The organism is Pseudoalteromonas ulvae UL12 (assembly GCF_014925405.1).
GTDB lineage: Bacteria > Pseudomonadota > Gammaproteobacteria > Enterobacterales > Alteromonadaceae > Pseudoalteromonas > Pseudoalteromonas ulvae.
The window spans coordinates 552,623-565,909 of sequence record NZ_AQHJ01000023.1; the positions used below are offsets into that span (position 1 = coordinate 552,623).

General features: G+C 42.4%; 11 protein-coding genes. 4 read left to right on the forward strand and 7 right to left on the reverse strand.

Going from position 1 to position 13,287, the window contains the following annotated elements:
• Window positions 1–152: 152 nt before the first annotated feature.
• Both PULV_RS06035 and PULV_RS06040 read right to left on the reverse strand, forming a co-directional pair.
• A complete protein-coding gene (locus PULV_RS06035) occupies window positions 153–1,283 on the reverse strand; it encodes a PilT/PilU family type 4a pilus ATPase (RefSeq protein WP_086742444.1) in 1,131 nt (376 codons plus the stop codon).
• Window positions 1,284–1,292: 9 nt separating this feature from the next.
• Entirely contained in the window at window positions 1,293–2,345 is a 1,053-nt protein-coding gene (locus PULV_RS06040) for a type IV pilus twitching motility protein PilT (RefSeq protein WP_086742443.1), read from the reverse strand.
• Between the two features lie 4 nt (window positions 2,346–2,349).
• Here PULV_RS06040 and PULV_RS06045 point away from each other — a divergent pair, with 4 nt between their 5' ends.
• The 4 genes from PULV_RS06045 (at window position 2,350) to PULV_RS06060 (ending at window position 4,982) form a co-directional block, all read left to right on the forward strand.
• A complete protein-coding gene (locus PULV_RS06045) occupies window positions 2,350–3,078 on the forward strand; it encodes a YggS family pyridoxal phosphate-dependent enzyme (protein WP_193331267.1) in 729 nt (242 codons plus the stop codon).
• An 11-nt stretch (window positions 3,079–3,089) separates the two neighbouring features.
• Window positions 3,090–3,908: a pyrroline-5-carboxylate reductase gene (gene proC / locus PULV_RS06050; protein WP_086742442.1), complete on the forward strand. Its 819-nt coding sequence runs from the start codon at window positions 3,090–3,092 to the stop codon at window positions 3,906–3,908.
• Window positions 3,909–3,917: 9 nt separating this feature from the next.
• Window positions 3,918–4,451: a YggT family protein gene (locus PULV_RS06055; RefSeq protein ID WP_193331162.1), complete on the forward strand. Its 534-nt coding sequence runs from the start codon at window positions 3,918–3,920 to the stop codon at window positions 4,449–4,451.
• 93 nt (window positions 4,452–4,544) lie between these two features.
• Complete coding sequence (locus PULV_RS06060) at window positions 4,545–4,982, forward strand: DUF4426 domain-containing protein (protein ID WP_086742440.1); 438 nt, start codon at window positions 4,545–4,547, stop codon at window positions 4,980–4,982.
• A gap of 304 nt (window positions 4,983–5,286) precedes the next feature.
• Here the strand turns inward: PULV_RS06060 and PULV_RS06065 are convergent, their stop codons facing one another.
• The 5 genes from PULV_RS06065 to metA all read right to left on the reverse strand — a co-directional run bounded on the left by PULV_RS06065 (window position 5,287) and on the right by metA (window position 12,929).
• The gene (locus tag PULV_RS06065) at window positions 5,287–7,233 is read right to left on the reverse strand and encodes a sensor domain-containing diguanylate cyclase (RefSeq protein WP_193331163.1); all 1,947 of its coding nucleotides are present in this window, start codon (window positions 7,231–7,233) and stop codon (window positions 5,287–5,289) included.
• Complete coding sequence (locus tag PULV_RS06070) at window positions 7,226–8,107, reverse strand: type 2 periplasmic-binding domain-containing protein (RefSeq protein WP_086742438.1); 882 nt, start codon at window positions 8,105–8,107, stop codon at window positions 7,226–7,228. Before PULV_RS06070 ends, PULV_RS06065 begins: the two co-directional genes overlap by 8 nt.
• 180 nt (window positions 8,108–8,287) lie before the next feature.
• Complete coding sequence (gene metH / locus PULV_RS06075) at window positions 8,288–10,921, reverse strand: methionine synthase (RefSeq protein ID WP_193331164.1); 2,634 nt, start codon at window positions 10,919–10,921, stop codon at window positions 8,288–8,290.
• Window positions 10,922–10,930: 9 nt separating this feature from the next.
• Window positions 10,931–11,992: a homocysteine S-methyltransferase family protein gene (locus tag PULV_RS06080; protein ID WP_193331165.1), complete on the reverse strand. Its 1,062-nt coding sequence runs from the start codon at window positions 11,990–11,992 to the stop codon at window positions 10,931–10,933.
• Window positions 11,982–12,929, reverse strand: a complete 948-nt coding sequence (gene metA, locus PULV_RS06085) for a homoserine O-acetyltransferase MetA (protein ID WP_193331166.1) — start codon at window positions 12,927–12,929, stop codon at window positions 11,982–11,984. Before metA ends, PULV_RS06080 begins: the two co-directional genes overlap by 11 nt.
• Window positions 12,930–13,287: the final 358 nt, after the last annotated feature.

Genomic DNA, 13,287 nt, shown 5'->3' on the forward strand with positions numbered 1-13,287 from the left:
ATACAACTATGAAGATTATAACCACCACCCTGAAAATTAGCGAACTGATGAGCCTGTGAACCTGGGCAATAATCTAATCTGCTAAGAGCGACTTATCACACATAACCAATAAAAAATGCAGCCTAAGCTGCATTTTTTATTATAAACAAAGATTAGTTGCTCTCATCGCCGCCTAACCCATCAATGGTCACGCCTTGTAAAAAGCCAGCCCCTTGCTGTTCATTATTTCGTAGTTTTATCATCAACCGGAGATCATTTGGCGAGTCAGCATGATGTAAGGCATCGGCATAATTGATACGGTGGCGCTGATAATGATCAAATAAGGCCTGATCAAAGGTTTGCATGCCCATTTCTCGTGATTTCGACATAGTTTCTTTAATCCCACCAATGTCGCCTTTCTTAATCAGCTCAGCAACCATCGGAGAATTCAGCAGCACCTCAATTGCCGCCACTCGCCCATTACCATCGGCTGTCGGAATCAATTGCTGCGCCACAATTGCACGTAAATTAAGCGCAAGATCATATTTTAATTTATCATGTTTTTCTTTTGGGACCAGGTGCATAATCCGGTCAATCGCTTGGTTGGCGTTATTTGCGTGAAGTGTGGCCACACATAAATGACCCGTCTCAGCAAAACTCAAGGCGTATTCCATTGTTTCTTGTGAGCGAATCTCACCAATTAAGATAACATCTGGCGCTTGACGTAACGAACTCTTCAAAGCTGACTCAAAACTATCTGTATCAAGCCCAACTTCCCGCTGCGTGACAATACTTTTTTGATGTTCATGTACAAACTCGATTGGATCTTCAATCGTTAAAATATGCCCACGTTGATTACGATTACGGTAGCCAATTAACGCTGCAAGTGAAGTTGATTTACCGGTGCCCGTCCCCCCCACAAACAAGACTAACCCTCGTTTGGCCATAATCACATCGGTCAACACTGGCGGAAGGCCTAAATCGTTCACATCAGGAATGGTGCTCACAATCCGACGAATAACCATCCCAGCTTTATCACGCTGCCAAAATGCAGAAATACGAAAACGCCCTTGATCTGTGGCTATCGCAAAGTTACATTCTTTTGAGTCGTGGAATTCTTTTTTTTGCTTCTCCGACATCGCTGATTCAACTAGCGACAACGCTTCTTCTTCTGTTAAATCATGATCATCTAAATGGGTTAATTCACCATTTATTTTTGCACTGACAGGCATAAAGGTAGATACAAATAAATCAGAGGCGCTTCGGTTGATCATTTGGCTTAAATAGCCATTTAAAGTACTCATATTCTTCTCTTACATTGTGCCCATGCCACCAAATGCTCCTTTATCATGAGCTTTGGCCTGTGCTTGTGCTTGACTAATAATGCCGCGGTTTAGTAGATTCAATAAACACTGATCCATCGTTTGCATACCATGAGATGCACCAGTCTGAATAGACGAATACATTTGGGCAATTTTATCTTCACGGATTAAGTTACGAATAGCAGGAACACCAATCATAATTTCGTGCGCAGCAATTCGGCCACCCGTAATCTTCTTTAACAGCGTTTGCGAAATAACCGCGCGCAGTGATTCAGACAACATTGAACGCACCATATCTTTTTCTTCACCAGGGAAAACGTCAATAATACGGTCGATGGTTTTTGGGGCTGAGGTCGTATGCAAAGTACCAAACACTAAGTGACCCGTTTCTGCCGCTGTCATCGCTAATCGGATGGTTTCTAAATCACGTAGCTCACCAACCAAGATAACATCGGGATCTTCACGTAATGCGCTTCTGAGTGCATTACTAAAGCTTTTAGTATCACGATGCACTTCACGCTGATTGATTAGGCTCAGTTTATTTTGGTGTACAAATTCAATTGGATCTTCAATGGTTAAAATATGGTGGTGCTTGTTGGCATTAATGTAGTCAACCATCGCCGCGAGCGTAGTCGACTTACCCGAACCGGTCGGCCCCGTCACTAACACTAAACCACGTGGGTTATCTGAAATCGTTTTGAAAATGTCAGGGGCACCTAAGTCATCTAAGGTTAACACCTCACTTGGGATGGTACGAAACACCGCAGCTGGACCGCGATTGGAGTTAAACGCATTCACACGAAAACGCGCTAAATTTGGCACTTCAAATGAAAAGTCGCATTCTAAATTTTCTTCGTATTCTTTGCGCTGTTTATCATTCATAATGTCATACACCAAACCGTTGACATCTTTAGCTTCAAGCACAGGAATATTAATGCGTCTTACATCACCATCAACACGTATCATAGGTGATACCCCAGATGATAAATGTAAATCGGACGCCTTGTGCTGAACACTAAAGGCGAGTAATTCGGTAATATCCATGAGTATAACTCCACAACTATCTGATAATTATATGGTTACAATAGCAGAACGACTTAAATCCGCCTACGCAAGAATTGCGCTTGCAGAGAAAAAAGCACAAAAACCAGCGCAAAGTGTGAGCTTGCTTGCTGTTAGCAAAACCAAGCCAGTTCAATTAATCATAGATGCTTATGAAGCTGGACACCGAAAATTTGGTGAGTCATACGTGCAAGAAGCCGTCGATAAAATAAAACAGCTCCCACATAGAGATATTGAGTGGCATTTTATTGGGCCTATTCAATCGAATAAAACCAAGCCCATCGCAGAAAACTTCTCATGGGTACAAAGTGTCGAACGGATAAAAATCGCTGACAGACTCAATAAACAACGACCCAATAATTTGTTGCCTCTCAATGTGCTCATCCAAGTTAATATCTCTAACGATGCAGCGAAATCAGGCTGCCCTGTTGAAGAAGTATCTGAATTAGCTGAGTTTATTGCACAATCTCGTCAATTAACTCTAAGAGGTTTAATGACTATCCCAGCTCAAACGGATAATGAAGCAGAACTCATCGCAAGCTTTAGCCAATTAAGGGCTTGTTTTGATACACTTAAAACCCAATATCCTTCTATGGATACTTTATCTATGGGGATGAGTGGTGATGTCGAAGCGGCGATTACTGCTGGTTCAACCATGGTTCGCATTGGTACTGATATTTTTGGTGCCCGTGATTACCCGACTCAACAACATTAAAAAGGTTTCGTATGTCTCAAGCAACAGTTGCATTCATTGGTACTGGAAATATGAGTTATGCCATTATTGGTGGCATGATCAACAGTGGTTTTAGTGCCGCACACATCATTGCAACCAACCGCAACCAAAGCAAACTCGACAAAGTAGCCAATGACTTTGGCGTACAAACACAAACCGATAATTTAATCGCCCTTGCGCAAGCTGATATTATTGTGCTGTCTGTGAAACCACAGATGATGGCCGATTTATGCCAAACATTTGCTGATTCTGGCATTGATTTGAGCGACAAAGTGTTCGTCTCTGTCGCTGCCGGTATCACAGTTGCTCGTTTACGTGAAATGTTACGCCAAGACGTCAAGCTTGTTCGCTGCATGCCAAACACACCTTCATTACTCGGTAAAGGCGTATCAGGATTGTTTGCCGCTGGTACAAACGAGCAAGAAAACGCCACCATTACAGAGATTTTTAGCGCCACTGGCATTGCAATGTGGCTTGAGAAAGAATCACAAATTAATGACATTATTGCTGTCACTGGTTCGTCACCTGCCTATTTCTTCCTATTTATGGAAGCCATAGAATCAAAAGCGAAAGCGCTGGGTTTTAGTCCTGAGCAAGCGCGTCAGTTAGTCCAGCAAACAGCCATGGGCGCTGCAATGATGGTTGAAGATCAACAGATTGAAATTAATGAACTGCGCAATAATGTCACCTCAAAAGGGGGCACCACAGCCGCAGCCATTGCACACCTCCAACAGCAAGGTTTAGAAAATACAGTCAGTGATGCGATGGATGCCTGTATTGCTCGCGCCCTGCAAATGGAACAAGAACTTTAAGGACTTACGATGAATGCATTTAAATTTTTAATTGAAATAGCGTTTGACCTATTTTTAATGGTCGTACTGCTGCGCTTTTGGCTGCAATTAGCTAAAGCGGATTTTTATAACCCGCTGAGCCAATTTGTCATTAAAGCGACCTCCCCATTAGTGAACCCTTTGCGTAAAATTATTCCTGGTTTTGGTGGCTTCGATTTAGCCTCTTTAGTGCTCGCGTTCATCATCGCATTTGCCAAAATCAGTACCGTCATGCTGTTATTTTTTAACGGCTGGGATCCAGTCAATGCGTTAGTAGGAGGCGTAATTACACTGTTTAAAGAAGCGCTTAATTTAGTGTTTTGGGTGCTCATCATCAGAGCAATCTTAAGCTGGGTGAGCCAAGGCCACAATCCTATAGAAGCAGTTTTTCATCAGTTAACTGAGCCTATGCTTCGTCCAATTCGTAAAATATTACCGCCATTAGGTGGTTTAGATTTATCGATTTTAGTACTCATTGTGGCTTTACAGTTTTTACAAATTCTATTTATGGATTTGTTTCGTTAAATATGAAACTTGCGTGTTTAGCTTCAGAAACAATGAGGCTAAGCACACAGTTTTAGTTTTAAACAACATAAATGCTCTCTCAAAGGAAACGTTATGATCGCCCGTATTTTCACTGTTTTTGCGCTATTGTTAAGTGGCACTGTATTCGCTAATGATGATGGCGGACAATATAAACAGCTTGGTGATTGGGAGGTGCATTACATTGCCTTCCCTTCGACTTTTTTACAGCCGAATATTGCCAAACATTATGGCCTTGAGCGCAGTAAATATAGCGGTGTTATCAATATTTCCGTATTAGATAGCCGCCATAAAGACAAGCCAGCCCAACAGGTCGAGATTGTTGGCCAAGCCAGAAATTTACTCGGTAACACGGTCAGCTTGGATTTTAAAGAAGTCGTTGAAGGGGATGCGGTTTATTATATTGCACCAATTAAGTTTACCAATGAAGAAATTTACCGCTTTAATATCGACTTGAAACAAGGTCGTCAACAACACACATTAAAATTCCAACAAAAATTCTATGTAGATTAGGGGTTGTTGATCTTTCAGGGTTAAATTTGCAGCAGTCTGTTTGGTATTTAGGCAAGGCAGCAGCTATGTGGTGTGGTTGTTCCCCATAAATAGGTGATAACGCAGCATCAATGCCAAACAGGCGCTGCCCTTCGGGTTCTGCCCAGGAGCGATTTACTCTTTGTTGCTCGGTTTTGACTTAGCCCGCTAGGTTACAAACCTCACGCCGCGATTAAATCGCTCCTAGTTTGAACGAATTTTAATCCGCAAAGGTCAACAGACCCTAGAGCATGACTATTTAAAACAGAAGGCACAGCCTTCTGTTTTAAAATTGCAATGGCTGCGTTAAGTTTGATTGCACCGAGATGGCTTTTGAGGCCACAGCTTGCGCTAATCCTTGTTTAATTAATTGCTCTGAACTTAATTGGCTTTGAGCTTGATAGTCCAACGCAATCCACGCGTTGCGGCCACTTTTTTTCGCACCATACAAGGCTAAATCGGCTAATTCGAGTACTTGTTGCCAACTAAAAGCGGTGACATTTTGTTTGTTAAACGGAAAGGTCGCAAGACCAATTGAACAACTGATTTGCAAAGGCTTGTTCTGCTCTAAGTCAAACGGATAATGCGCTACCCTTGTCCTTAAACGCTCAACAATTGCAGGTACGTCATCACGCAATGCATGGCGAAACACAATCAAGAACTCTTCACCGCCCCAGCGAATAACAAAATCACCTTCTCGGATCACGGTTTTTAAAATCGTCGAAAACTGTTTAAGCACGCTATCTCCTGCGCCATGTCCAAAGCGATCATTGATATGCTTAAAATAATCAATATCGATTAGCGCAAACGATAGTCCATATGCGTCGCTAGCCTTAGTTGATGAAAACGCTCGCTCGACTAAGGCTATCTCATCTTCAATGATATTCGTAAAATAGTGTCGATTATGAAGCCCTGTCAGACTGTCGCTATAACTGAGCTGTTCGAGCTCTTTGTTTTTTTGGGCTAACTCGAGTGTTTGTTTTGTCACTTCTGATTTCAATCTGGCTAAGTATTGCTGGGTAATAAAGCGGCGATATAGAATCCAAACAAATACCATAAAAAGAACTGCAAAAAAGCCCCACTTCTTTTTTGTCTGCTCATGCTCTTTTTGTTGCTGTTGCTGCTGTAAATGCTGCTGTTGTATTTGCGTGGCGTGCAGTGTATTTTCTTGCTCAAGCAAACGTATTTGCTGTTGTTGCAAACGGGTGTTGAGCTGCGCCTCAAGTTGCAGCACTTTGTTGTTTCGCTTTTGTTCATCAAGGGCAACAACCGTTAAATGATAACGATTTAAAAAAATATACGCCTCTCGCATTTCTCCGAGCTGTAAATAAGCATCGGCTAATAATTTTTGTAACTGCGCTTGAATGGTTAAAAAACGCGAGTTATAGGTAATACTTAGCTGCTCAAGCGCAATCTCTATGGCCTGTTGAAATTCCCCCTGCTGTAAATAAGTTTGCGCTTTTAACAACTGATACTTAAGCATTTGTTCCGAAGAAAACACAGCTACAAATGTTGGAGTGAGCTTTTCAAGTGCCTCACGCGCATCCTCTGGGCGCCCTAATTTTAAGGCGGCTTGTGAATAAGCGAGCTGCAATTCTATTTGCGTGATCGAATCAGCTGTCAGTAAAGTTTCAGCCTGCTGATACAGCAAAATGGCTTGGCGGTAACTGCCATTAAAAACATGAAGCTGCCCTTTTAAGACTAAAATATGTGCACGGTACGCAGGGTTGTTTTCACCTATAGCCTGCAAGCCTAAATCATAAAATTGGTTTGCTAAGCGAGTTTTCTCTAGCTCTAAATGTAATTGGCCATATGCACTATAAACATGCGCTAAAAGTATCGGGTCTTGTAATTGTTCGCCAATATCTAACGCCTGCGCATTTAATAATAAAGCCTCAGAGAACGCGCCAAAATACTGCTTAATTTTTGCTTCAAGCAACAATGCCTCAAGCTCAATCGCTAAACTTGGTGTCGCTTGCAAATTAGCTTTCACATCATCGAGCGCTGTCAGCATCATGAAATCATAATCATCCGCTATCAATGATTTTAACTTTGCCAGCGAGGCCTCAAGTTTGTTACTCGTTTGTCCTTCAAGCACATTCTTAGCTTTAATTGAGGTAACCTTTGCATCTATCGCCTCTGATGGTTGTTCAGTAATCTGAGCCAGAGCACTGTGCGCAACAAGACTATTACCTGCGATCACTGCGAGGAGTATTAAAGATGATTTAGTCATCGACAACCACCATCGCTTGATTGACTAACTGCCACTCTTTAACTTGCGAATTTATAAAGCCAGCTTGTTGATAAAAGCGCTCAATTTTACCTTGCTTATTAAGCTCAACTAACCCTTTTTCAAGTGCTTCAAATATCACTTTACCTTCCGGATGCTGCTTACTCACAACAAAATGTCTTGAATCAGGTAGCATCACTTTTAAGTTTGGGATGGGTACAAATTCTTTTCCGGAAAAACGTAATATTAAGTCAGGGCTCACACTAAAATTAACCAGCATGGCATCGACAATTTTTGCATCGACCATAGCCAGCATATTTTCCCATGGACCAATAAAGTTGTTAATGATCACAGGGGTACTTTTAAGCGCGCGCCAATCGGCTTTCCAACGCGGATTGGCGACTACTTTTAATTTATGAAGATCAGCAATGGTCATGCTTTGTGCCGCTAAATTATCTTTTGCGACATAAAATCCCGCTTCATATTGCCCATACGGGATCACTGCCTCGCTGACATAGAGCGAGCCTAAAAAGTCGATCGTATCTTCAAACCATAAGGTGCGCCCTAAGGTTAAAACATCACCACTGATTAAATCCGTATATTCATTGAGATTATGAGATTCTGTGCCTTTAAACTTCACAGGGCGAGTTTCCCCCCCTAAATAAAGGGCTTGTTGTAATAGAATCATCTCGACTATTTCAAGGTGTGAACCTGCAGAAAGAGGCGTGAATTCTTCGACAGCCAGTGCTGAACGACCATTGAGGATTTCGTTATAACGGCTAGTGAAATTTTCACTTTTTAGGATATCCACCACCACTTCGTTGGCAGCCTGTAAACCACAACTAATTAATAGCAGTAATACACATAATTTAGACATATACAAAACCTTAGATACATCCTTGCGGTTACATTTTGAGTACCAAAAATTAACATAATTACGACCAAATAAAACGTTTAAATTGATTTAAATCCGGATTTATCGTCCATTGGCTGGTGATTTTGCATAAAAAAGCCAGTATTTATAACTGGCTTTTCCTCATTCGCTTTTTAAATACTCTTAACTTTCTGGTTCATAACCTAAGTTAGGCGATAACCAACGTTCGGCTTCTGTCAGCGTCATATTTGTGCGCTTAGCATAATCTTCTACTTGATCTTTTTGAATGGCCGCGACTGCGTAATATTTTGCTTCTGGGTGCGAGAAATACCAACCCGAAACAGCAGCACCTGGCCACATAGCATAGGAACTCGTCAGTTGCATACCAATTCGTTGCTCAGTATCGAGTAACTGCCAGATTTTCTTTTTCTCTGTGTGTTCAGGACAAGCTGGGTAACCCGGTGCAGGGCGGATCCCTTGGTAGTTTTCACGGATCAGCTCTTCATTTGAAAGTGTCTCATCAGGGGCATAACCCCAGTACTCTTTGCGAACTTGCTGATGAAGATACTCTGCAAACGCTTCAGCTAAACGATCAGCGACCGCTTTGACCATTATCTTATTGTAATCATCGTGCTGTTTATCAAAGGCTTCGGCTAAATCATCTTCCTCTAACCCACCCGTGACCGCAAATGCACCAAAATAATCTGCTACACCTTTTGGCGCGATATAATCGGCCAAACAATAATTGGCAAAATCTGATTTCTCGGTCTGTTGGCGTAAATGACACGACAGAGCCAAAACGTCAGTGCGTGTTTCGTCGGTATAGATTTCAATATCATCACCGACTCGATTAGCAGGGAATAAACCAATCACGCCTAACGGCTGTAAGCTACCTGAACGCTCAAGCTCATCTAACATCGCATTGGCATCGGCAAATAAACTCTGAGCTTGCTCACCAACGATTTCATCCTGCAAGATACGAGGATACTTTCCTGCTATCGACCACGTCATAAAATAAGGAGTCCAATCGATGTACTGACGTAACGTCGCTATCGAGACATCTTTAAACTCTGTCACCCCAAGCTTTTTAGGCACAGGTGGCGTGTAATTTTGCCAATCAAGCTGCGCGGCATTTTCGCGAGCTCGTGTTAATGACACCGCTTTAGAGCGTGGACGCTTTCGCGCTTGCTGATCTCGGACAACCTCATATTCTTTTTTGGTTCTCTCTAAAAAGGCTGGCTTTAACGTATCGCTCAACAAAGACGAGACCACGCCCACAGCGCGGCTGGCGTTGTTCACATAGACCACGCCTTTATCATACTGTGGCTCAATCTTAACGGCAGTATGCGCTTTGGAAGTCGTTGCACCACCAATTAACAATGGGATCGTAAAACCTCGACGCGTCATTTCTTTGGCAACATGCACCATCTCATCCAATGACGGTGTGATAAGGCCAGACAAACCGATTGCATCGGCTTTTTCATCTATCGCCGTTTGCAAAATTTTCTCAGCGGGCACCATCACCCCCAAATCAACCACGTCGTAGTTATTACACTGCAGCACCACACCTACAATGTTCTTACCAATATCATGGACATCACCTTTTACGGTCGCCATAACAATTTTACCGTTGGTGGCACCTTCTTCTTTGAGTGCATCAATAAACGGATTCAAATAAGCCACCGCTCGTTTCATCACTCGTGCAGATTTAACCACCTGTGGTAAAAACATTTTGCCTTCACCAAACAAGTCACCGACAACATTCATGCCGTCCATGAGAGGCCCTTCGATCACCTCAATTGGGCGTTCAAAGCTCAAACGACACTCTTCGGTGTCGGCTTCGATGAAATCAGTAATGCCTTTGACTAAAGCGTGTTCTAAACGCTTAGCGACAGGCCAAGTGCGCCATTCTAAGTCTTCAACGCGCTCGGCTTGCGCCATCCCCGAATATTTAGGTGCGAGTTCGACTAAACGCTCACCTGCGCCGGCATCTTTATTGAGGACCACATCTTCAACAGCAATGCGCAGCTCTTCTGGAATATCATCATACACAGCCAACTGGCCTGCATTGACAATCCCCATATCCATGCCTGCCTTAATGGCGTGATATAAAAAGACAGAATGAATCGCTTCACGAACCGGATTATTGCCTCGAAAAGAGAACGACACATTCGAAACACCACCTGAGACCTTACAATGTGGCAAGCCTGCTTTAATGCGTCGCGTTCCTTCGATAAACTCAACCGCATAATTATCGTGCTCTTCAATCCCGGTAGCAACTGCGAAAATATTCGGATCAAAAATAATGTCTTCTGGTGGAAAACCCAGTTGCTCAACCAAAATCCGATAAGAGCGCTGACAGATGTCAAACTTGCGGTCTTGTGTTTCGGCTTGGCCTGTTTCATCAAACGCCATCACCACGGCAGCCGCACCAAAGCGTTTAATGATTTTTGCTTGGCGAATAAACGGCTCTTCACCTTCTTTTAAAGAAATTGAATTAACAATCGCCTTGCCTTGAATGCACTTTAAACCCGCCTCGATGACTTCCCACTTGGATGAATCGACCATAATCGGCACCCGAGAAATATCTGGCTCGGAGGCGATTAAGTTTAAAAATTTCACCATCGCGGCTTTTGAGTCCAACATGGCTTCATCCATGTTGATATCGATGACTTGAGCGCCACTTTCAACTTGCTCTCTGGCAACACTTAACGCTTCTTCATAGTTTTCTTCCATGATTAAACGTTTAAATTTGGCCGAACCGGTGACATTGGTTCGCTCACCTACATTGGTAAACACAGCTGTATTTTGAGTCATTATCAGTCCTTAGTTCAGATTACAGGCTTCTAAACCAGATAAACGCATCCTAACTTCAAGTTCTGGTAATGGACGTGGAGCAACCGTTGCAAGTCCTTGCGCAAATGCTTTGATGTGTGCAGGCGTAGTTCCACAGCACCCACCAACAATATTGATAAAGCCACATTTACCCCAATCGATAATTTCAGTGGCCATTTCTGGCGCTTCAAGATCATATTCACCAAATTCATTCGGAAGACCAGCATTGGGATGAACTGACGTATAGGTTTCACACACTCGTGATAACTCTTCAACATATTGGCGTAATAAATCTGGGCCAAGGGCACAATTGAGCCCAATAGAAATAGGCTTGATGTGACGAATTGAGTTATAAAATGCCTCGGTAGTTTGCCCTGATAACGTGCGCCCTGATGCATCGGTAATCGTGCCTGAAATCATTACTGGCAATACTCGTCCGGCTTGCTCAAATGCTTCTTCAACTGCAAAAGAGGCCGCTTTGGCATTTAAAGTATCAAAAATGGTTTCAATCAAGATAATGTCGACTCCACCTTCCATTAAAGCAAGCGTTGACTCAATATACGCTTCCACCAGCGCATCAAAAGTAATATTGCGATAACCCGGATCATTGACATCTGGCGAAATAGAACAGGTTTTAGACGTCGGGCCAAGTACACCCGCAACAAAACGAGGTTTATGCGGCTCAAGCGCGGTGACTTCATCACATACTTGTCGGGCTAATTTAGCCGATTCAAGATTAATCTCTCGGCTTAAGTGCGCCATTTCATAGTCTTCCATTGAAATGGTGGTTGAGTTAAAAGTATTTGTTTCGATAATATCTGCACCAGCGCGTAAGTAATTTCGGTGAATAGTTGCAATCACCTCAGGCTGAGTGAGACTCAATAAATCATTATTGCCTTTGATCAATACATGCCAGTCAGCAAAGCGCTCACCGCGATAATCTTCTTCAGAGAATTTATATTCTTGGATCATAGTGCCCATGGCACCATCTAAAATTAAAATGCGCTCATTGAGGGCGGCTTTTAATTGAGCGGTCTTGTCTTTATTCGGCATAATTGTTAGTCCTCACATCCTGGCTAACTAAGTTAATATCATACGGCGTAGTTTGGTACACATAATAGTTTAACCAATTCGAAAACAATAAAAAGGCGTGACTTTGCCAAGTTTTAGACGGCTTATTATCTGGATTATCATCAACAAAATAATTTTCAGGTTTGGGGGCATCAGAACCTTTCGCACAGTCACGAATATACTCCCCCTTCAATGTATCCGCATCATACTCTGGATGGCCGGTTAAATACACTTGGCTGCCTGATGTGTTTTTAGTCAAGTACGCCCCAACAGTCTCAGAGCCCGCCAAGATAGTCAGCTCGTCTACCTGTTGAATTTTGTTTATATCGATGTGGCCATAACGAGAATGAGGCACCAAAAACTCATCGTCAAAACCACGCGTCAGGGCTGCATGCTCAAAAAAGCACTGATGTTGAAACACCCCACATAATTTTTGTTCGCGCAGTTCGCGCTTTAAACCATAATGATGGTAAAGCGCTGCATGAGCGGCCCAACATGAAAACAGTGTCGAGGTTACATGTTGCTCAGCCCAATCTAAAATAACTTTAAGCTCATCCCAATAGGCGACTTCTTCAAACTCAAGATGTGCTAAAGGGGCACCAGTGACAATCAATGCATCATAGTTAAGATCTTTTACTTCAGAAAAATAACGGTAAAACGTATCAAGGTGCTGCTCAGAGGTATTTTTACTTCTGTGAGTGTCTAACCGCAGTAAATCAACATTAACTTGTAACGGAGAATTGGCGAGTAAACGAATAAACTGCACTTCGGTTTCAACTTTATTTGGCATCAAGTTTAAAATAGCCAATTGCATTGGACGAATTTCTTGCGTTTTTGCCCGAGTTTTAGGCATGACAAACACATTTTCTTGGCGTAATTGTGCAATTGCAGGGAGTTCATCAAGGACAGTAATTGGCATCGTTATTTCTCTATAAGCAAAACTAGCTGCAATTATGACTGGATATCTGGAAATTTCAAGCTCCAGATGTTTAGACGTCCACCACAAAATCTAAGTCTGCTTTTTTATGGGTCACTGTTGGCCTGCTTTTCTGATTAAGCTAAAGCCATCATAAAAAACAGCAGGCGACTTGGCTCTCTAAGTTGATGAACATTTCATCACTATATCAGTAGAAAATATGGCACATCATGTAGATTAACGAGAGACACTGCATATTTTATTGTGGGTTTTTACGTTCTTTTGTTGGCTACTAACATTTAAATTGTTGAAAAGTCTTATCGAATTGACCTAATGTATGCATGCTTGCGATACAGATTAA